General features: G+C 52.4%; 19 protein-coding genes and 1 other RNA gene. 3 read left to right on the forward strand and 17 right to left on the reverse strand.

All coding sequences use genetic code 11. The annotated features are described in order from the left end of the window. Window positions 1-123: 123 nt before the first annotated feature. Complete coding sequence (locus KI379_RS19485) at window positions 124-1458, reverse strand: PhoH family protein (protein ID WP_076169830.1); 1335 nt, start codon at window positions 1456-1458, stop codon at window positions 124-126. Between the two features lie 114 nt (window positions 1459-1572). Here KI379_RS19485 and KI379_RS19490 point away from each other — a divergent pair, with 114 nt between their 5' ends. Beyond that, window positions 1573-2130 (forward strand): YhcN/YlaJ family sporulation lipoprotein, encoded by a 558-nt coding sequence (locus tag KI379_RS19490; RefSeq protein WP_256993151.1) that lies wholly within the window; start codon window positions 1573-1575, stop codon window positions 2128-2130. A gap of 272 nt (window positions 2131-2402) precedes the next feature. Here KI379_RS19490 and KI379_RS19495 read toward each other — a convergent pair whose 3' ends face one another. The 5 genes from KI379_RS19495 to KI379_RS19515 all read right to left on the reverse strand — a co-directional run bounded on the left by KI379_RS19495 (window position 2403) and on the right by KI379_RS19515 (window position 7334). Continuing rightward, a complete protein-coding gene (locus tag KI379_RS19495; protein ID WP_145131701.1) occupies window positions 2403-3482 on the reverse strand; it encodes an LCP family protein in 1080 nt (359 codons plus the stop codon). A gap of 93 nt (window positions 3483-3575) precedes the next feature. Further along, window positions 3576-3872, reverse strand: coding sequence for a YlaH-like family protein (locus KI379_RS19500; protein ID WP_076169828.1), 297 nt, complete (start codon window positions 3870-3872; stop codon window positions 3576-3578). 45 nt (window positions 3873-3917) lie between these two features. Continuing rightward, the gene (typA, locus tag KI379_RS19505; protein ID WP_076169827.1) at window positions 3918-5759 is read right to left on the reverse strand and encodes a translational GTPase TypA; all 1842 of its coding nucleotides are present in this window, start codon (window positions 5757-5759) and stop codon (window positions 3918-3920) included. A gap of 151 nt (window positions 5760-5910) precedes the next feature. After that, on the reverse strand, window positions 5911-6420 hold the full coding sequence (locus KI379_RS19510; protein ID WP_089548200.1) for a hypothetical protein: 510 nt from the start codon (window positions 6418-6420) through the stop codon (window positions 5911-5913). Between the two features lie 251 nt (window positions 6421-6671). Further along, complete coding sequence (locus KI379_RS19515; protein ID WP_076169825.1) at window positions 6672-7334, reverse strand: TerC family protein; 663 nt, start codon at window positions 7332-7334, stop codon at window positions 6672-6674. A gap of 132 nt (window positions 7335-7466) precedes the next feature. On the opposite strand from KI379_RS19515, the gene KI379_RS19520 reads away from it, so the two are divergent. Then, window positions 7467-8156 carry a TerC family protein gene (locus KI379_RS19520; protein ID WP_076169824.1) on the forward strand — a complete coding sequence of 230 codons (690 nt, stop codon included), beginning with the start codon at window positions 7467-7469 and terminating at the stop codon, window positions 8154-8156. An 84-nt stretch (window positions 8157-8240) separates the two neighbouring features. Here KI379_RS19520 and thiI read toward each other — a convergent pair whose 3' ends face one another. The 6 genes from thiI to KI379_RS19550 all read right to left on the reverse strand — a co-directional run bounded on the left by thiI (window position 8241) and on the right by KI379_RS19550 (window position 13216). Then, on the reverse strand, window positions 8241-9470 hold the full coding sequence (gene thiI / locus KI379_RS19525) for a tRNA uracil 4-sulfurtransferase ThiI (protein WP_212984449.1): 1230 nt from the start codon (window positions 9468-9470) through the stop codon (window positions 8241-8243). After that, window positions 9467-10627: a cysteine desulfurase family protein gene (locus KI379_RS19530; RefSeq protein ID WP_212984450.1), complete on the reverse strand. Its 1161-nt coding sequence runs from the start codon at window positions 10625-10627 to the stop codon at window positions 9467-9469. The genes thiI and KI379_RS19530 overlap by 4 nt, the downstream gene beginning before the upstream one ends. 132 nt (window positions 10628-10759) lie before the next feature. Then, window positions 10760-11491, reverse strand: coding sequence for a lytic transglycosylase domain-containing protein (locus tag KI379_RS19535; protein ID WP_076170147.1), 732 nt, complete (start codon window positions 11489-11491; stop codon window positions 10760-10762). 163 nt (window positions 11492-11654) lie between these two features. After that, complete coding sequence (locus KI379_RS19540; RefSeq protein WP_212984451.1) at window positions 11655-12296, reverse strand: hypothetical protein; 642 nt, start codon at window positions 12294-12296, stop codon at window positions 11655-11657. A gap of 58 nt (window positions 12297-12354) precedes the next feature. Beyond that, complete coding sequence (locus KI379_RS19545) at window positions 12355-12573, reverse strand: DUF1540 domain-containing protein (RefSeq protein WP_076169821.1); 219 nt, start codon at window positions 12571-12573, stop codon at window positions 12355-12357. 136 nt (window positions 12574-12709) lie between these two features. Beyond that, window positions 12710-13216, reverse strand: coding sequence for a YpuI family protein (locus KI379_RS19550; RefSeq protein WP_076169820.1), 507 nt, complete (start codon window positions 13214-13216; stop codon window positions 12710-12712). Between the two features lie 249 nt (window positions 13217-13465). On the opposite strand from KI379_RS19550, the gene KI379_RS19555 reads away from it, so the two are divergent. After that, a complete protein-coding gene (locus KI379_RS19555) occupies window positions 13466-15355 on the forward strand; it encodes a S8 family peptidase (RefSeq protein WP_212984452.1) in 1890 nt (629 codons plus the stop codon). 514 nt (window positions 15356-15869) lie between these two features. Here the strand turns inward: KI379_RS19555 and rnpB are convergent. The 5 genes from rnpB to dnaG form a co-directional block, all read right to left on the reverse strand. Continuing rightward, window positions 15870-16280: RNase P RNA component class A (gene rnpB, locus KI379_RS19560), an RNA gene on the reverse strand. Between the two features lie 82 nt (window positions 16281-16362). Continuing rightward, window positions 16363-17478, reverse strand: coding sequence for a Nif3-like dinuclear metal center hexameric protein (locus KI379_RS19565; RefSeq protein WP_212984453.1), 1116 nt, complete (start codon window positions 17476-17478; stop codon window positions 16363-16365). Then, window positions 17454-18230 (reverse strand): tRNA (adenine(22)-N(1))-methyltransferase, encoded by a 777-nt coding sequence (locus KI379_RS19570; protein WP_212984454.1) that lies wholly within the window; start codon window positions 18228-18230, stop codon window positions 17454-17456. Before KI379_RS19570 ends, KI379_RS19565 begins: the two co-directional genes overlap by 25 nt. 363 nt (window positions 18231-18593) lie before the next feature. Continuing rightward, entirely contained in the window at window positions 18594-19727 is a 1134-nt protein-coding gene (gene rpoD / locus KI379_RS19575) for an RNA polymerase sigma factor RpoD (protein WP_076169815.1), read from the reverse strand. A gap of 41 nt (window positions 19728-19768) precedes the next feature. Next, window positions 19769-21589, reverse strand: a complete 1821-nt coding sequence (gene dnaG, locus KI379_RS19580) for a DNA primase (RefSeq protein WP_076170145.1) — start codon at window positions 21587-21589, stop codon at window positions 19769-19771. Between the last annotated feature and the right edge of the window lies 1 nt (window position 21590).

A 21590-nucleotide genomic window follows, 5' to 3' on the forward strand; every position in this document is an offset into this window, starting at 1 on the left:
TACGTTCTGATCCCCTCTAAAAAAGCCCCCAGCCGGTTCCAATGAACCGGACAAGGGGGACTTCTTTTTATGTGCTGGCAGGTGGTGGCATCATTTCTCGGGAAATAGTATCCGCTTATGAAATCACAGCAGATCGGCTGCGAGCTGGGCCAGCTTGGAGCGCTCGCCCTTTTCCAAGGTAATGTGCCCGCTGATCCCTTCCTGCTTGAATTTCTCCACGATATATGACAGGCCGTTGCTCGATGCATCCAGATACGGGTGATCGATTTGCTCGGGGTCCCCCATCAGAATAATCTTGCTTCCCTCCCCTACCCTGGAGACGATCGTTTTTACTTCGTGGCGGGACAGGTTCTGGGCTTCGTCCACGATGATAAACTGGCCGGGGATGGAGCGTCCGCGGATATACGTGAGCGCCTCGACCTGAATGCTGCCCAGACCCATTAATATTTTATCGATATCGCCCGACTTTTTCGTATCAAACAAAAACTCCAGGTTGTCGTAAATCGGCTGCATCCACGGACGGAGCTTCTCTTCTTTCTCACCGGGCAAATAACCGATATCCTTGCCCATCGGAACGACCGGCCTTGCGATCAGCAGCTTTTTGTACTTATGCTCATCTTCGACCTTCATTAGCCCGGCTGCCAAGGCAAGCAGCGTTTTGCCCGTACCAGCCTTTCCGGTAATCGTTACGATCGGAATGTCGTCGTTCAGCAGCAGCTCCAGCGCCATGCGCTGTTGTGCATTGCGTGCGCTGATTCCCCATACGGACTCATTGCTCAAAAAGAGCGGTTCCAGCCGGAGCGCATCCGTATTCACCTTCAGCAAGGCCGATTTCGTGCTCCCCATCTCGTCCTTTAGGATGACGAATTCATGCGGATACAGCGGATATGGCAGCTGCAGCGGCTTGATGGACAAAAAACGGTACGAATAAAACTCGTCGATGATGGAAGGATGCACCTTAAGCGTAGAATATCCGGTATACAGATCTCCGGGACCTACGGTGCGGTCGGATAAGTAATCCTGGGTCACCAGACCAAGCACGTCCGCCTTGATGCGAACGAGCACGTCCTTGCTTACCAGCACTACCGACGTCGGGTCCTCCTTGCCCTGCTCCTCCAGATGATAATTTAAGGCGACTGCCAAAATGCGGTTATCATTGGACATTTCGCCGAACATTTCTTGTACTTTCACAAAACTGCGGTGATTCAGCTCCACTTTCAGGCTGCCTTTGTTTTCCAGAAGCACCCCGCTGTGCAAATGGCCGCCGTTTTCCCTCAATCCGTCCAGCAGGCGGGACACCGTCCGCGCATTTCTCCCGATTTCGTCGGCATTCCGTTTCTTGGAGTCTATTTCTTCCAGTACGACGGCCGGAATCACGACTTCATGTTCATCAAACGCAAATATTGCCCGGGGATCATGCAGCAGCACATTGGTATCCAGTACAAATATCTTTCTCATACTTTCTCCCTCCACTGAACTCATAATAAACACATAAATTATTTCGTCATGGACATCCTAAGTTACAACCCGTCATGCCAATTTATGACCTGGAAAGGACGATCACATATGAGAATGTTTTTGCTCGTTGTGTTAACTATGGCTCTACTGAGCGGTTGTAATCATCAGAACACTGCATCACCCTCTCCTCAAAGTCAACAGGGGCCGACAGCCGCATCAACCGGCGACCATCACCGCCTTTCACTCCGGTCTGCAGGAAACACAGCCGTGCGTTCCGCAGAAGATACAACGGACCTGGCATTAAAAGACCATTTGGAAAACATCGCCGAAAAGGTGAACGGTGTGAAAAAAGCGCATGCAGTCGTGTTAGGCAATACTGCCGTTGTGGGCATCGACGTAGACGGCAATTTGACGCGTTCCCGCGTCGGAACCATCAAATATACCGTTGCCGAAGCACTCAAAAAGGATCCTCGGGGCAAAAACGCCCTCGTGACGGCCGATATGGATTTGTCCAGCCGGATTGCCGAAATCGGTCAGCATATTCAAAAAGGGGAACCCGTATCGGGATTCGCTTCCGAACTGGCGGATATTGTCGGCCGGATTGTGCCGCAGCTCCCGCGCGATGTCAAATCGCGTCAGAACAGCCCTTCTTCGCCAAGCCCAACCCGCTAAAGTATAGGACAGGCGAAATACCAGCCGAATCAACAAATTTTGCAAAAAAAGAAAAAAGCCCAGTGATCAGATCACTAGGCTTTTTTGCATGGCGCGTCAAAACATACACCGGATTCAGCAGAAATCGGCACAGAGAGATGAACAGCTGGTTGACGTTGCATTTCATATATTGGAGTCCACTTCGTAACCGTCTCGGACATCGCACTGACCTCCTGTACAGGTTCCATTGTACTCTAGTATATTATATGTCGTCCCAAAACTTGCACCCAACTTTACGGATTCGAGCTTTCATCCGCTGAAGTACCGGCTTCCACGGCAGCCTTGCCGGCAAGCTCGTCCTTCAATGCCTGCTTTGCTTTATCCAGCTCGTCATCGTCTACATACACATAAGGACTTTTCCAGTTGCCGGTAATCGGCATGAATTTGACGTCTTCTTTTTTAATTTTCCAATAGGTTGCAATTATGTTCTTCAATTGGTCCTTCTCGATGTCGGTTTCCATGTTGTTATTCATGGCATCCAGCACTCCGCCCAGGCTCGTAACGCCCTTGAACGTCTGCATCTTGTCGATTAGGGAGTGAAGAACTTCGTTCTGTCTGCGGTTGCGGTCAAAATCGTCGGAAGCGTCCGTTCTCGGACGGCAGTTGGACTTCCGGTAGCGCACAAAATCGAGCGCCTGCTTCCCGTTCAGTTCCTGCTCACCCTTCTTCAGGTTGATGTCCGTTCCGTCAGCTTTATCCCGGTAGCACATGTTCTTGTCGACTGTCACGTCAACGCCGCCCAGTGCATCTACCGCATCACGGAATGCCTGGAAATTCAGCACCGTCACGTAATCGATATCGATGTCCAAATACTTGGAGAACATCGTCTTCATCTCATCGGTCGCCTTGATCCCGGATTGCTTCTCATCGGCCAGGAAATTCGGATAATAGGCATTGGCCTTGTTCTCCCGATAGCCCTTCAGCTCGATCTTTGTATCGCGCGGAACAGACACTAACGTTGCCGATTTCGTATCCGGATTAAAGGCGGCGATCATGATGACGTCAGACAGGTGTGTCTTCGTCTCCGGACGATAGTCCGTTCCAAGCAGCAGCATTGTAATCGGTTTGACCTTGGCGGATTGGGAAGGAGCGACCGGTGCATCTACACCTGTGTCCAGAACGCCATGATCCGCTTTATAGTACAAATATCCCGCGTATCCCGCTACGGCGAGTACAGCTAATATAATCAGAATCAATACGAATTTCAAAAACGTTTTGAACCCGCTTTTCTTCTTTTTCTTCTTTGGAGGCACTTTCCCTTTCGGGGTGCCGCCATGAGATCTTGGAGGTAGACTCGTATTGCTGGGACTCATCTCAAACACCTTTTTCATTTATTTTGAGGTAATCTCTCTATAAACGATGACGACCTTCGTAAAGTTGCAAAGAGCCGGGCCACAGCGGGCGCATTACACCCGCTTGGCAGCCGCTTCGGCTTTCTTCTTCTGCCGCGCTTCCACGAAATAGCGGATGCGCACCGTGAACATCAGAGCTACCGCGACAAGCAGACATTGGATGATCGGAAGCTTGTCGTGCTGAAAAATCAGCAGCATCCCGGAGCCGATGGCCATCAGAATATACAGCAGAATCTCTTTGAGAAGCGGAAGCTTCTGTTTGACCCGAAACACCTTGTTGTATACATAGGTGATCAGCACAAAGATGATGATGTAGGAGATAATCGGATGCGCTGCTAACCAAGCTTGCACGGACAGTTCACTCCTTCCAGAAATGAGGTGAGGACCTTACCCGGATTACATGTTGGCTTCGGCCATCTTGCGGTGCTTCTCGGCACGTTCGCGCTCACTCTTGTTCAGAATCTTCTTGCGCAGACGGACTGATTTCGGCGTGATTTCACAGTACTCGTCGTCATTCAAATATTCAAGCGCCTGTTCAAGTGAGAATAGACGAGGCGTCTTCATTTTTACTGTATCATCTTTTGTCGCGGAACGCACGTTTGTCAGCTGCTTCTCTTTGCAGATATTTACGACGATGTCGTTATCGCGCGTATGCTCGCCGACGATCATGCCTTCATAAATTTCAGTTCCGGGCTCCAGGAACAGGATCCCCCGGTCTTCGACCCCCATCATGCCGTAGAAGGTGCTCGTTCCGGTCTCGCTGGAAACCAGCACGCCCTGATGGCGTCCGCCGACTTGGCCGCTGTGCAGCGGACCGTAGCTGTCAAACGCATGGTTCATGACGCCATAACCACGGGTCAGCGTCAGGAAGTGCGTACGATAACCGATCAGACCACGTGCCGGAATCAGGAACTCCAGACGCACCTGTCCGTTGCCGGTGTTGACCATGTTCACCATTTCGGCCTTACGGGAACCGAGGCTTTCCATAACCGCGCCCATGCTCTCTTCAGGCACATCGATCAGAAGACGCTCGATCGGCTCCATCTTGGCTCCGTCGATTTCCTTGACGATAACTTCAGGCTTGGAAACCTGCATTTCGTACCCTTCGCGGCGCATGTTCTCGATCAGGATGCCGAGGTGAAGCTCACCGCGTCCCGACACGATAAACGCATCCGGACTGTCCGTCTCCTCAACGCGCAGGCTGACGTCTGTCTCCAGTTCCTTCATCAGACGCTCACGCAGCTTGCGGGACGTAACCCACTTGCCCTCGCGTCCGGCAAACGGGCTGTTGTTGACCAGGAAGGTCATTTGCAGGGTCGGCTCGTCAATCTTAAGAACCGGCAGTGCTTCAGGATGGTTCGGATCGGCGATCGTCTCCCCGATATTGATGTCCTTGATCCCGGCAATCGCGATGATGTCGCCTGCTCCGGCTTCTTCCTGCTCCACACGCTTCAGTCCTTGGAAGCCGAACAGCTTCTCGATCCGGGCGGATTTGCTCTTGCCGTCGCGCATGATGACCGTAACGGCTTGGCCTTGCTTGATCACGCCCCGGTTAACCCGGCCGATCGCAATCCGGCCAAGATACTCATTGTAGTCCATCAGTGTAACGAGGAACTGGAGCGGCTCATCAACCTTCTCTGTCGGAGAAGGAATGTGCTCGGTAATCGTTTCATACAGGGCAAGCATGTTGTCGTCCTGCTTGTCCGGATCCAGGCTCGAGGTTCCGTTCAGCGCCGAAGCGTAAACGACCGGGAAGTTCAGCTGGTCGTCGTTTGCTTCAAGCTCGATAAAGAGGTCGAGCACTTCGTCAATAACTTCGGCCGGACGGGCTGCCGGACGGTCGATCTTGTTGACGACGACGATCGGCGTCAGATTCGCCTCAAGCGCTTTGCGGAGCACGAATTTGGTCTGAGGCATGCAGCCTTCATATGCGTCAACGACGAGCAGTACGCCGTCGACCATCTTCATAATCCGTTCCACCTCGCCGCCGAAGTCGGCGTGTCCCGGGGTGTCCACAATGTTAATCAGAAAATCTTTATACGTAATGGCCGTGTTCTTGGCCAGGATGGTAATGCCGCGTTCGCGCTCCAAATCGTTGGAGTCCATGGCGCGTTCCTGCAGGTGTTCGTGCTTGGCGAATATCCCCGATTGCTGCAGCAACTGGTCAACCAGGGTCGTCTTGCCGTGGTCAACGTGCGCAATAATCGCAATGTTGCGAATTTTATCTCTTGAATGCATGGCTTTTATCCAGATCCTTTCCCTTTCAAATCGTAACGAAGTCTTTCAACAAATGAAGCGTCAGGCGGTAGCGCCGACGCTTCTACATCCCTTATATTATAATGAAGTTTCAGAAAAAAACAAGTGTTTTACAGAAAATAGAAGGCCTGATTTACCAGCCGCTCTTCCACTTCCGGTTTCTGGATTTCCCCCTTCCGGCAATCAGCCAAATGCCCAAGGCAATCAGAAGCACGGCGAGGATATAGATCACCGCGGTATGAAGAAGGCTGATGAAGAACAGTACCAGCGAAGCCAGTCCCAAAATGACAGAGGCAGGAAGCAAGGAGGACGGACGCGGCTTTTCAAACAGGTAATACTCGTACAACCCGACCGCGATCCCGAGCAGAAGGGCGGGCCACAAGTAGGACATCAGCCCCCAGCTGATCGTGCTGCACAGTAAAAAGAGCAGCCCGTACACCGTCAAAATACCGCCGGGTACAAGCACCGTTGCACGCGCCCGGTTGCCGAAAAACAGCATATGCAGAACCAGTCCGGGAATCAAAAGGACCAGCGGCCACAGCGTGCGGCCCAAAAAACCGAAAACTCCAAGCTTGCCAAGCAAAATGACGATCCCAGCAATGACAATGAACAGGCCCAGCTTCAAGTCGTTCCTTGAGGACATTCTCCCACCCTCTTCTCTATAGCCGTCCCTTACGCCATACGCAAAAAACGACATATTTTCATCTTTAGTTTATCTGAAACGTGTGAAAAAAACCAGATTGCGCCTGTAATTTTTTAGGCACTGCAGGCCAAAATAACCCCGGAAAGGAAAGGTCCTGCCGCAAGCCCGAATGAGTCCAATATTTTGCGATTTTTATGTCCATAACAAGAAAAAAACCGGGTTCAGCCCGGTTTTTAACGAGATTGTCCTGCTTATGAGCGCGGCCGCAGCAGCAGCTGCTTGATACCGCCGGAGACGATCACCAAGCCGGCCAATACGCCGGGAATGAGATGGTGGAGTTCCGGCAGAGATGCGGAGAGGAGAGCCCCCAGCCTGTGGTCCTGGAGGAGCATCTCACCGGCTGTATAAGCTAGAATGCCCGCCCCGATGTACACGAGCACCGGGAAACGGTGAAGCCAGGTGACGATCAAATTGCTGCCCCAGACGACGATCGGTATGCTGATCGCAATGCCGATCACGATCAGTGCGAGATCGCCGTTGGCGAGTCCGGCAATGGCCAGTACGTTGTCGAGGCTCATAATGAAATCCGCCGCAAGAATAGTCCTGACCGCTTTCCAGATGGTGGAGGATTCCTGCAGCCGGAGCTCATCCTTGTTTTCGATCAGCAGATTTAAGGCGATCCAGATGAGCATGAACCCGCCGACCGCCTGAACATAAGGGATTTTCAGCAGAATGACCGCAATAAAAGTCAACAAGCACCTTAGGATAACAGCGCCGAGCGCTCCCCACCATACCGCCTGTTTACGCTGCTTCTCCGGCAGGTCCTTGCTCGCCAGAGCAATCACGACGGCATTGTCGCCGCTTAGGACCAAATTGATCATCAGGATCTGAATGAGCAGCCAAATCGATTCCAAAGGTCAACACCCCCACTCTACATCTATGTGGGAGTTGGCCAGGCTATGCTTGACTTCACATGAAAAATTAGCCTATAATGAATCGATTTGCTATTGAACTCCGTATACAGTCATAATAAGGAGTGACCTGACTTGGACAGTGTAACAGAATTTTTAGTTAATTTGATCAAAATTGTCTTTTTGGATTTAATATTGGCTGGCGATAACGCCATCGTAATTGGCCTTGCTGCGAGGAATCTTGCCCCCTCGACTCAGAAAAAGGCTATTTTTTATGGAACCGGAGGCGCAGTCCTGCTTCGGATCATTGCGACGATCGTCGTCGTCTGGCTGCTGAAAGTGCCGTGGCTGCTTGCCGTTGGCGGTATCATGCTCGTATGGATCGCCTACAAGCTGCTGGCCGATAACGACGATCATACGGACATCAAGGCAGGCCAAACCTTATGGGGAGCTGTACGGACTATTATCGTAGCGGATGCCGCGATGGGCCTGGACAATGTGATCGCCGTGGCCGGCGCAGCCGAGCAGAATATCATCCTCGTCATTCTCGGACTGCTTATCAGCGTTCCGATTGTCGTTTGGGGAAGCACCCTGTTTATTAAGCTGATTAACAAGTTTCCATGGATTATTTACCTTGGTTCGGCGGTACTCGGTTACACGGCATCCAACATGATTACGGAAGAAAAGCGGTTTGCTCCGTTTTTTGAACAATATCCGGTTCTCCGGGTGCTGTTTATCGTGATCGTCGTCATAGCCATTCTTGCCCTCGGATACCTGAAACGCGCGTCGATGAAGAAACGGAAAGATGAACATTCGTATAGTTAGAACACACATATCCGGCTTGTTGTCATACAAAAGGAGGCTCTTCAATGAAGAGCCTCCTTTTTTTGTTTCCTAATCCTCTGAGTTTTAGAACCAATCCTCGTTAACGCCGCCTGCTTCTTCTTCCTCTCCAATCACATAATCCTTGGTGAGCACCAAAGTTTCGGTCCGCTCAAAGGCGTCTTGGATCAGCTCAGGGAGCTTCTCGATCGACGCCTCAACATTCTCGACAACCCGCAAATTCGGATTCGTCGTCGGTGACTTGGGCACGAACAGCGTGCAGCAGTCTTCATAAGGAAGAATCGAGGTTTCGTATGTGCCGATCTCTTTGGAAATCCGGATGATCTCGTTTTTATCCATCATGATCAGCGGCCGCAGAAGCGGCAGCTCGGTCGCCCGGCCGATCACGTTCATGCTTGGCAGGGTTTGGCTGGCGACCTGCCCAAGGCTGTCTCCGGTAACGATCGCAAGTGCCCCTTCACGCTTGGCCAGCAGTTCGGCAATTCTGAGCATCGAACGCCGCATCAGGGTAATGATCAAATTGTCCTGTCCAATGCCCGTAAAGGACGTCTGCACTTCGGTAAACGGCACCAGATGAATCTTGATCTCACCTGCATAACCTGAGAGCACCTTCGCCAGCTCGATGACCTTCTCTTTGGCGAGCCGGCTTGTAAACGGGTAGCTGTAGAAGTGAACGCACTCCACTTCCAGCCCTCTGCGCATGGAGGACCACCCTGCGACCGGGCTGTCGATTCCGCCGGAGAGGAGCAGCATGGCCTTGCCGTTGCTTCCCCGCGGAAATCCGCCGACGGCGGGAATCGTCTGACAGAATATATAGGTTCCCTGCTCGCGGATCTCCACATTCAGGGTGAGCTCGGGATCCTTCATGCTCACTTTTAACAGGGGATACTTCTTCAGCAGCGGCGCACCCACCAGATGGTTCATCTCATGGGACGAGTGCGGGAAAGCCTTCCACACTCTGCGGGCATGAACCTTAAAGGTGACCTCTTCATCCATGTTCATCTGCCCGATAAATGCTGATGAAGCTTCCAAAATAGAATCCAGCTCCGTAGAGCTGACAACTACCGGGCTGATCGACGTCAGCCCGAATATTTTTTGGAGCGAGGCGATCAGTGGTTCCGCCTCTTCCCCGTTCAGTTCAACGTACAGTCTTCCGTACTCCTTGCGAATTTTCGCTTTGGGAAAATCCTTAAGAACGGACCGGATATGCGAGATCACCGCATTTTCGAAGCGCCCCCGGTTTTTTCCCTTGAGTGTAATTTCTCCATAACGGAGCAGAAGCATATCATATTTCAATGGATTTCATTCCTTCCTGTCATTAAAGGCGTCAGCCGTTCGACCGCATCCTGAAGCGCGTTCTTCAACCGCTCTACATCATTCTTGGTGTTGGTAAGCCCCATGCTGATCCGGATTGCGCTGGAGGCCTCATCCTCGCTCCGTCCCATGGCAAGCAGGACACGGCTTGGCTCCGCCGTCTTGGAAGAGCAGGCCGATTTGGTGGACACGAGCATGCCGTGCTCCTCAAGCGAATGCAGAAGGACCTCGGCTTTCATTCCGGAAAAAGACACGTTAACGATATGCGGCGCCCCGTCTTCGTCGCTGTTCAGCGCAAGGGCCGGTATCGTTCGGATAAATGCGAGCAATTCGTCCCGCAGCCCCCCGACCTGCTCACTGAAAGTCCCTAACTGCTCTTTAGCCATCCGCATGGCTTTGGCCATGGCGACGATCCCCGGATAATTTTCCGTCCCCGAGCGCATGCCGGACTCCTGCTTGCCTCCCGACAGCAGCGGATGAAGCTGAACGCCTTCCCTTCGAAATAATACGCCGGCTCCTTTGGGACCGCGGAGTTTGTGTGCGGATAACGTATATAAGTCTGCCTGCCACGCCTGCAGGTCGACAGGCAGCTTGCCGAAGCCCTGAACACCGTCCACATGGAACAGCGTCAGCGGGTTGCACTGTTTAATGATCCGCCCCGCCGCCTCCAGCGGCTGCACGGCTCCGGTCTCATTGTTGACATGCATGATGCTGACCAGGATGGTGTCCTTTCTAATGAGGCTGCGCAGCTGGTCAGGATTGATCCGGCCTTTCTGGTCCACATCAAGAAAGGTTACCTCGAATCCGTGTTCCCGAAGATATAAACAGCTGTCGTAGACGGACGGATGCTCCGTTGCAGTTGTTATGATGTGCTTGCCCCTGCCGACATATTGAAAGGCTGTGCCTTTAATGGCCATATTGTTGCCTTCCGTTGCGCCTGAGGTCAAGATGATCTCGGCCGGTTTAACACCAAGGGCGGCGGCGCATACTTCCCGGGAACGCTTGATTAGCTTGGCAGCGTCCTCGCCCATCCGGTGAATGGATGAAGGATTGCCGTAATGCTGTCTCATCACTTCCGCCATCGTCTGGATCACTTCTTCGTAGGGTGGCGTACTTGCCGCATGGTCCCAATAGATCATCACCTTTCCTCCTTTACACGGATCACCCGAAGCAATATAAAGAGATCAAACATCGGAAGAAGCGCTTCATATCGAGCCGCTTCCCGTTCTCCCGAGTTTGATCCCGTAACTTAAAACGCTATGCGATTGGTATTAACCTTCATATTTTGCCCTGGCATCCGCAATTTTACGGATATAGTTCCTTGTTTCTGCAGGAAGCCGGTCCAATTGTTGCATCAATTCGGCATCGGTCGATACTCCGAGTTTGAGCACCCGGTTAGGCCCCGCATTGTATGCCGCCAGCGCCATATTTTCCTGCCCACCGAAGCGGCTCAGCTGATACGAAAGGTATTTCGTGCCGGCATCGATGTTCTGCGCCGGGTCGAACGGATCGCTGACCCCGAGTCCTTGCGCCGTGCCATCCATCAGCTGCATCAGGCCTTTGGCCCCCGCAGAAGATACGACATTCGGATTAAAAGTGGACTCCGTCTCGATGACGGCCTTGATTAGCGATTCGGACACTCCGTACTTACGGCTTGCCTGTTCAATCAAGTCGTTGTAAGCGGTCGATTTGCCGGAGCCGGAATCGGAATGCGCCGGCTTGGACACTTCGTCAACGTGTTCCACCGGCGAGGTATTCGCCTCTCCCAGCTGCTGCCACAGCAGACCGTCACTCCACGATACGCCGGGCACCGTCGGTTGTACGGAAGCATCGATTTCTGCAGCTGCCGCGCTGGAGTCATCCAGCAGCTGGTTCAGAATAACACCAAAATCAGAGGTGCTGCCATTCTCGATAATGTCCTGGAGAAGCTCGTCTCTATTTTGAATACGGCTGTTGTCCTGCATTGCCAACAACTGCTGCGCTGCAGCCGGATCGATTTGCATCATCTCAAACCTCATTTTCCCTCATAATCTCGTCCATGCGGATTGGATTTATTTTACCATGATTCCGCCGTCTTGCGCCAGACCTGTTCCAAAAAACGCTGACATGAAAAAAGCGCCCTCAGCCGCTTCATCAGCGGCCAAAGACGCTTTATGCCCGTTTGATTTACCGGGCGAACGGAACCAGCACAAAGTAGCTGATCGTCGCCAAAATGCCGAGTCCCATCGCCCATCCGCCCCATACCTTGCTGCCTTGGCTGTACGCATAAAAGCCAATGACCGCAGCCAGCGGGCCCAGGATAATGGACCACATAAACAAGGACAGGACGCCGAAGCCTACACCGACATAACCGGCTGTACGTCCATAGTTTTGAACGGCGTTCCGGTTTTCGGCATCATCCGAGGTACGGACCTCGTCCCTGCGGACCGATGGTGCTGGAGCTACTTCTGCCGCGTACTCCTCGCGGTCTTTTTTGTACAAATCCGTTCTCTTCACAGCGACATCCGCCTTCCGGTCGTCCCGGACCGAATATCCGGCCTCACGGCTTGTGACTTCAGGGGATGTTACCTCTGAGGCATACTCCTCTTTATGGGCGTCCCTGCGCGGGTAATCGGTACGGATCCGTGTGGCGATCGCCTGCCGGAACTCGTTATCCCGGGTTGCAGAGGGAGTAGTACCCGCTTCAGCTGCATATTCTTCTCGGTGATTCGTGCGGGAAACGTTATTCGTTGAAACGGGAGTGATTCCTTGTCCTGCAAATGGGCTGTCCGTCTTGTGTTCCTGCTCTCGTTTGTTGAATTCATCCATGATTAGAAGCCTCCTCACGACAGATGGATAAGTGCATAAATGGAGTCGGGCGCTTGAATTAAGAAGTTTTGGGCTTGAAGGTCAGACAGCAGGTAGCCGAAGAATTTACAGCCCGGTCTTTGTGCTCTCCAAGCTCGCTGCCGTACTCCTCGCTGTACTTGGCGGAGGCGTGCTTGTCGATTTCGATCAGGATTTGCTCGGCTTTGCAGACATTCTCTTCACCCCAGTAGCTGCAGTTGCTGACGCTGCATTTTACATAGGTTCTTGGATCCTTCATTATTTATCACCTCAAGCTTCATTGTCCCCTGCTCCATATCGGCGTATCCCTGCTGCATCTTGTCAGTTGATGGTCGTCATGAGGAAAATAAAAAAAGATGCCATCATCAGGCATCTTTGGTGTAATCGTATAAGGATTAAGCGTGCGAACGCTGGTTGTGCATCCGGCGCTCCGTTAAATAATCGCTTTCGTAATAAGTCAGATCGTCCCGAAGCTCTTCATATACTTTGGTGATATCGAGAATGATGTCTCTTACTGGCCGAACCGGTTTTACCCGGAAACGGATAGCGTCCTGTCCCGTGTATGCATAACGCCCATCTTCGGAATAGCTTTCGCTTTTCGGATAAAAGAAGTTGTTAACGCAATGATGATACACATTATAGAGAGCTTTTTCAGCAAAATCAGTGTCAAAATTGGCACGGCGCAACGCAATTCCCAGTTTCTCGGCTGATACTTCGGAGAAGACCAGAAGATGCCGCAGGTCAGACAAAAATCCTTTGTAAAATTGCAGCGTTTCCTCATTATTGTCTGGCGCAAGCTGCGGAATCGAATTCTCATTGAGGAATTGTTCCAGTTTCTCGATCGCGGATTTCAGCTTCTCTTTCGTGGTCTCACACAATTTTTGAACATTACCTGCTGACATAGCTAATTAGCTCCCCCTTAATTTGTTCCTTTCGGTCCTGGAGAGGATCCGAAATTTCATCACCATCGTTTGAAGCAAGGATCAATTTTCATGTACTATCCTAACATAAAACAAACTGGAACGGTATCCCTTTCTGGTCACGATTTGGACGAATTGAGCAGGTTTTTGCCTGAGTCGGCCGCCGGGGTATAAAATAGCTTCCCATTTCTCACGCTAAAGGTACTTATCATTCTCAAGGAGGTACTTTTTATGTCGAAAGGAAAATGGGTGGGCATCGGAACGGCAACCGTTTGCGGCGCGCTCGCGTTATTTTTGCTGCTCCCGCGCTCGGACAGCCGGCAGCAGGCCGCCGAATCCCCTCCGGTCCCGGCTCCGCATCAGGAGCATCGTTTAAAGAACAGCATGATGGCGCAGGATATCGCTTCAACCGACCATTTGACCCGGCTGGATGCGAGACAGCATCTGACGGCGATGCTGAACAATATGGGCAGCGCAAAGCCAAAGCAGATTACCGATTATGTGCGGAATTTGCAGAAAACCCATGACCATATTTCCATGCTGGTGTGGCAGGATCCTAAGCTGAATCAACCGCTTAAATTTGCCAAAAAAGAAGACTCTTGGACCTCCCAGGACAGGAAAAGGCTGGATCATTATTTAAGTATAGCCAAGCAGCAGGTAAAGAATCACCAGTCGTACCAGTCCCCCTCCTTCAAATTGGCGGGCAAGCAGTACTTCGTCATCGCAGAACCGTCGGCCAAAAGCAATCAGAGCGTCATCGCCTTAATGAATCAAAAAATACTGCTCGACGTGGAAAATCATCAGAAGAAAAACCTGCGGCTGATCCCTTACCCGAGAGAGGGCAAATTTAAAGTCGAATCGGTTCACGCCGACACGCTGCGCGATTTGACCGTCAAGACGGGACATGATAACGAAAACGCAAGCCACTTCTACGAGAACGAAATCGTCGTCCGCTTCCGCCAGGACCCGTCTCCGGACGAGATGAACCGGATCAAAGGTGACGTCAATGCGGAATCCGCCCGAAAACTCGGATATGCTTACGTCTTCCGTTCCAGTACGATGGATTACAGCCAGTTGAAAGTATATTTCTTAAACCACTGGAATCCTCATTATGTAGAACCGCATTATTTATATTTAACCAACGATACCGTTCCGGAAACAGGCAGCCTTCCAAACGTGCCGAATGACCTGCTGTTTGCGAAGTACCAGTGGAACCTCCCAGCGATCGAAACGAACCAGGGCTGGGATTTATCCAAAGGAAGCAACGATGTTATTGTCGGTATCGTGGACACCGGTGCAGACATTAACCATCCGGATCTTCAAGGCCAGCTGCTGTCCGGCTACAACGTCGTGGATCCCGGCAGCGACCCGCTGGACGATGTAGGTCACGGCACGCATGTGGCCGGCATCATCGGGGCCGTCGTCAACAATAATGAAGGCGTGGCCGGTATCAGCTGGTATAACAAAATATTGCCGGTGAAGGCGCTCGATAAATCCGGATCGGGCACGACCTATTCGGTGTCGGAAGGCATCATCTGGGCGGCGGATCATGGAGCTAAAGTCATTAATCTGAGCTTGGGCAACTACGCCGATTCCCAGTTCCTGCACGATGCGGTGAGATACGCCTACGACAAGGACGTCGTGCTCGTTTCCGCGGCAGGGAACGACAACACCGAGCGGCCGGGCTTCCCTGCGGCCTATCCCGAAGTACTCGCCGTTGCTGCGACCGATGCGAACATGAAGAAAGCCTCCTATTCCAATTACGGGGATTATATCGACGTAGCCGCGCCTGGGACGAGCATTGCCAGCACCTATCCGGGTAACCAGTACGCCGCCCTGTCCGGAACGTCGATGGCCAGTCCGCATGTCGCTGCCATGGCCGCGCTGATCCGCTCGCGGAACCCGGACTTGACCAATAAACAAGTGATGGACATTATGTGCCAAAGCACCATTGATCTTGGGCCGAAAGGACATGACAAATATTACGGCAACGGTCAAATTGATATCTATAGAGCGCTGCAGGCAGCAGGTGGCGGCAATTCTCCGCTTCAGCTGTGGCCGCAACATGTACAGAACCAGATGAATTCGATCATGGGCAGTGAGAGCATGAAAACCAAATAAATTCCGGCAAAAAAAAGGCAATCCGCCCCTTTCAGGAGCGGGTTGCCTTTTTTAAAGCAGAAGTTACCGTGTACGTTTGGCTCTCGACTTGCGGGCTGAACGTTTCGGACCTCTGTAAGCGGAAACGGTACCTACAATGTTTTCTTCGCGAACGACATAGTTATAGCAGTGTTTAGGGACGGGGACACAGTGATGTCTTTTTACAATTTCAACCGTGTGGACAATCGGAACGACCTGCGGATAGTAATAATCTTGATAAACCACAGTCGGATCGGTATAAACCGGATCTGCAGGAGGACAATTAAAGCAGTGGCTCATTCGATAAGCATCTCCCTTCATAAATTTAATATAGTCTATTATGGAGATCCTAATCGGGATTGTACGTTTGTCCTTAGCTGAAAGGTATCCGTCTAAAACAGGCTTGGCCCGGTGACCGGACAGCAAAAAGGCGGTATCCCGTAAAATTACGGGATACCGCCTTGATTACGTCATCCTAATAAGAACTGTTGGCAGTTAGGAAAGTTTTACGTAAGCCGGGTTCTGTGCTCGTCGTGGTGCATTCGGGAACTACCCTCCCACGGATAAGCGACAATCATCTATCTAGGCCAACCATTACTGATTGGCTCCAGCGACCAACCCGAACGCGCCTCGGGCAAAGGCTGCTTCTCGAGGAAGCTGCGTTCCATTAGGTCTTGCTCCAGGTGGGGTTTACCAGGAACGAAGTCACCAACGCTCCTCGGGGTCTCTTACACCTCGGTTCCATCCTTGCCTGTGCTGCTGCAAGCAGCAGCCATCGGCGGTCCATTTCTGTGGCACTATCCTTCAACTCGCGCTGACTGGACGTTATCCAGCACCCTGCCCTACGGAGCCCGGACTTTCCTCTCGCGGCGCCTTACGCGCCGCCAGCGATTGTCTGTCAAACTTTCCGGACAACAAAAAATATTATACTAGGAATTGCCGCCGGACACAATGGCAAATGCCTATTAATTTAACGAAAATTACCGTTTTTACATAAAGCGGAACGGCTCGGTGTTGATTTGGGACGCGGCGACTTTCGTATCATAGCGGCTGTCCGACAGCTTGGCCTGCAGCCATTCGGCTGTTTTGGCCTTCATGATTTTCTCGGCATTGTGCCCCGGATCGATCAGGGCAATCCCGGCCATCAGCGCATCCTGTGCGGTGTGATAATCGATGTCTCCGGTCACGAGCACGTCAGCCCCCCGGAATATCGCGGAATTCACGTAGCGGCTGCCAGATCCGCCAAGAACGGCGGCCTTGCCGATCTTACGGTTCAAGTCGCCAACGACCCGGACATGCGGCACATCCAGCTTTTCCTTGACCACGTCGACGAATTCGGCCAGCGTCACCGGTTCCCGAAGCTTTCCTACCCGGCCAAGCCCGTAACTGCGCCCTTTCAAGTCAACCGGATACAGATCGTAAGCCACCTCTTCATAAGGATGCGCCTTGATCATCGCCTGAACGATCTTGTTTCGGATCCCCTGGGGGACGATGGTCTCGATCCGAACCTCTTCCACCTGCTCCAGCTTCCCAGGCTTGCCGATATAAGGTTCCGTTCCTTCCTGTGGCAAAAAGGTGCCCGTGCCCTGCACGTTAAAGCTGCAGTGGCTGTAATTACCGATAGCACCGGCTCCTGCGTCCAGCATGGCGGTCCGGACCTTCTCTGCATTGGCGGCCGGAACAAACACGACCAGCTTGTACAGCTTCTCAGCATGCACCTCATCCAGCGGTACGCCGTCCGCAATGCCAAGCGCTTCAGCCATCCAGTCATTCATGCCTCCCTCGGCAATATCGAGATTGGTGTGGCTGATATAGACGGCGATGTCATGCTTGATCAGCTTCTCATACATTTTTCCCATCGGGGTGTCGGTCTGAAGCTGTTTGAGCGGACGGAAAATGATGGCGTGATGCGCTACGATCAAATCCGCGCCCATCGCAATAGCCTCCTCGACCACCTCGTCATTGACATCCAGCGTCACCAGCACGCTCCGGATCTCCTTCTGCAGGCTGCCCAGCTGCAGCCCGATCCGGTCGTCCGGCACCGCCAAGTGCTTGGGGGCCAGCTGCTCCATATATTGAATTACCGTTTGTCCTTTTGCAAACATGCAAGCACCTCCCTGATTTGTTTCATTTCCTCGGTCAGTTCTCTGGCCTTGGCTGCGGCAGAAGGCAGCTTGGAGGACGACACGGACTTCAGAATGCCTTCCATCTTCACCAGTTCGCCCTGCCATTTGGCCACAAACACTTCATTTGGCTGCTCCAGCAGCCAAGGACCCATGCGGATCAACAGCTCCCTCGAAAGGATTACGTCCCCGCTGGCTTCCCCGCCCTTCCACGAGCGCTCCCGGTACAAATCTTCATTCGACCGTACAGGTGATGAATGCTCCGGTACAGCTGTCAAAATCTCATATATTTTGCCGTCTTCCTCGATAATCCTCTCGGACACCAGCACCCAGGCATGATCGAGCAGCCACCGGCGCAGCAAATCTTCGCCGACGTTCGGCTGCAGGATGAGCCGCTTCACCCCGGACAGTTTGTCCTGCCCCTCGTTTAAAATGCTCGCGATCAGGCTCCCGCCCATGCCGGCGATCGTAATCACATCCACTTCCCCCGGCGAAATGACCGCCAGACCGTCTCCGAGCCGCACCGAAATGTCCTCGCCCCGTCCAGCTTCGGCTACCTGCTTGGCCGCCGCCTGTAGCGGGCCTTGATTGACTTCTCCCGCCACGGCCTTTATAGCTCGCCCCGCCTCAACGGCTGCTACCGGCAGAAGCGCGTGGTCCGAGCCAATATCCGCGAGGCGGCTTCCATCGGGAATCTGCTCCATAATAAGCTGTAATCTTCTTGATAATTTCATATGTCCACCGTCACCATCAGTTATTTTTATCCCTTCCTTTACCCTACCAAACGGCAGGTCCTTTCTGCAAATCGGCAGCGGCAGAGGCGGAAGCGGCCCCCTGCAATACACACTTCCAATCTTTGGATAAATGTCCAGATCATTTGCATTGGCTCGTTAAAAGCGCTAAAATAAAAACAAATTAAGGAAATAATTCTAAAAGAAAACAAAACTTACAAGCAGGCTGTCCGGCCGAAGCCTAAGAAATACATAGCCTGCTCGCTGCGATATAAGAAAGCCCAACCTCCAATGCTTATATCCAATCTTATATCTAAAAAAAGGACCTTGCTGGCGGCACGCCGCAGAAGGTCCAAGTTGGTTTCGCTATTCGAGAAAATCCTTAAGCCGTTTGCTGCGGCTTGGATGGCGAAGCTTCCGGAGCGCTTTGGCTTCGATTTGGCGAATCCGTTCACGGGTAACGCCAAACACTTTGCCCACTTCCTCAAGCGTCCGGGTCCGGCCGTCATCCAGACCGAAACGAAGCCGGAGCACATTCTCCTCACGTTCAGTCAGCGTATCGAGCACGTCTTCCAGCTGTTCCTTCAGCAGCTCGTAGGCCGCCGCATCCGCAGGAGCAAGCGCCTCCTGATCCTCGATAAAATCCCCCAGGTGGGAATCATCCTCTTCCCCGATCGGCGTCTCAAGCGACACCGGCTCTTGGGCAATCTTCATGATTTCCCGGACCTTCTCCACGCTGAGTTCCATCTCGGCCGCGATTTCTTCCGGCGTTGGTTCGCGCCCCAATTCCTGCAGCAGCTGACGGGATACCCGGATCAGCTTGTTGATCGTTTCCACCATATGAACCGGAATCCGGATCGTTCTCGCTTGGTCCGCGATCGCGCGCGTAATGGCCTGGCGAATCCACCAAGTGGCATACGTACTGAATTTGAACCCTTTATTATGGTCAAATTTCTCAACGGCCTTGATCAGGCCCATGTTGCCTTCTTGAATCAAATCAAGGAAGAGCATGCCGCGGCCGACGTAGCGTTTGGCGATACTGACAACGAGACGCAGGTTCGCTTCAGCCAGCCGGCGCTTCGCTTCCTCGTCCCCGTTCATAATCCGCTTAGCCAGTTCCACCTCATCGTCAGCGGACAAGAGAGGCACCCGGCCGATTTCCTTGAGATACATCCGTACGGGATCGTTGATCTTAATGCCTGGCGGCAAAGACAGGTCATCGTCAAAATTAAAGTCGTCGTTGTCGCTACCTTCATGGTCGTCGCCTTGGCGCAAATTGCTGACTTCCTCGTCATTCTCATTGACCACTTCAATACCCAAATCGCCCAGATGCTCATAGAACTCATCCATCTGTTCAGGGTCTTGGTCGAACGGCGATAGTTTTTCCATAATATCTTTGTAATTCAGTGACGATCTCTTTTTACCCTGCTCAATCAGCTGATCCTTTACCTGATCAAGCGTAAATTCTGTCTCTAGTTCAGTATGCTGATCATTCGCCATATTTCGACTCCCTCCTCCCTAGAAACCATCGAAGCCAACGATTACTGTCTCTCTAGGGCTATAATCTCACTTGCAATTTGTGCAGCACGCAAAAAGTCTCCGGACCGTTCGGCAGATATCATTTCTTCTTTCTTCTGCTCTATTTTCCGTTGTTGCGGGACCTTTTGTACCTCCCGAATGCAATCATCCAGCTCTTGCACGCTCCACTCCCGCGGCATATCCATCATGGAGATGGAGCTGACGGTTTTCTCGAGGCGATCGTCGTGGAGCGACGACATAAACCGGCTGATATCCGGTGATTTGCCCTGTGCATAATAGGCATATAGATAAGCAGCAATCGCTGCATGATCATCAATGTTAAACGCGTCCCCAAGCCGTTCTTCCACGTAGCGGGCGGCCTCGGCATCCTGCAGCATCATGGCTAAAAGGCGACGTTCTCCGGTATGATAAGCCGGCAGTAATGTCGGGGCGGGAACATGCCCTTTTTTATGCCTACCATTATTCCACCTTTTGTCGTTATTATCCCCATCCGGCATGTTTTTTTGCATCGACTGGCGGATCTCGTTGCAATCCTGCTTCAAGCTGTCAAAGGAAAGCTGCAATTCTGAAGATAATTCCCTTAAATATACTTCCCGTTCGGTGGAAGAAGGCAGCACCGCGATGATGGGCAGGACTTCCTTCGTGTAGGCGATTTTTCCATCTTCTTCTAGGAGTATATGGTTTTTTTTCAGATATATAAGCTTAAATTTTGTAGTTGAAACGGCGCCCTCGATAATCTGCCGCATGAACCGTTCCGCCCCGTATTTACGGATGAATTCGTCAGGATCCAGCCCATCGCTGAGCACCGCGATCCTGATGTTCAGCCCCACGTTTTCAAGCAGTGGAATCACCTTCATTGCCGCGGCTTGTCCAGCCCGGTCTCCGTCGTAGCACACCAGCACTTCGTCTGCCATCGTCTTCATCAGAGAGGCGTGATTCTCCGTTAAGGACGTGCCCATCGTGGCTACGCCGTTCTGAACCCCTGCTTCCCATGCCGAGATCACGTCCCCGTATCCTTCAAAAAGAACGATCTGCCGCGATTTGCGAATGGACGGTCTGGCCTGATGCAGGTTGTACAGCGTCCGGCTTTTGTTAAAGAGCTTGCTCTCAGGCGAATTCAAATACTTCGGCTGCCCTTCGCCAAGAATCCTGCCGGCGAAAGCGATCACCTTGCCGCTGCGGTCATGGATCGGAAACATGATCCGGTCCCGGAAACGGTCCAAGTAATCCCCGCCGTCACTGCGCTTGGTCAGCAATCCGCCCTTCTCCGCCTCTTCGAGATCAAAGGAGCGCCTGGACAGAAACTGGACCAGCGTATTCCACGTATCCGGAGCATACCCGATCTGGAACAAATCGATCATCTTGTCAGTGAAGCCCCGCTGCCGCAAATAATCCATGGCTGCCTTGCCATGCTCCGTATTTTTCAGTAAATAGTGATAAAACTTCGCTGTCCATTCGTAGGCCTGAAGCAGGCGGTCTCTCTCGGGATTCGGCTGATGCGCCGGTCCCCCCAGCCCTTCCGGTACCGCGATGTGGCTCTCTTCCGCCATGACTTTAACGGCTTCGGGAAAAGATAATCCTTCGATTTCCATCCTGAATTTGATGGCATTTCCACCCTTGCCGCAGCCGTAGCAGTAAAAGATTTGCCGCTCAGGCGTGACCGTGAAAGACGGTGTTTTCTCCGAATGAAACGGGCAGAGGCCTTTCATGTATTTCCCCTGCTTGGTCAGATGAACGTACCTGCTTACCGTATCGACGATATCATGCTGCTCCAGCACCGCGTCGATGACCTTCTCCGGAATGCTTCCATGTCCGGCACTCATC

It is taken from the genome of Paenibacillus cineris, from assembly GCF_018333335.1.
In the GTDB taxonomy this organism is placed as follows: Bacteria; Bacillota; Bacilli; order Paenibacillales; family Paenibacillaceae; genus Paenibacillus_AQ; species Paenibacillus_AQ favisporus.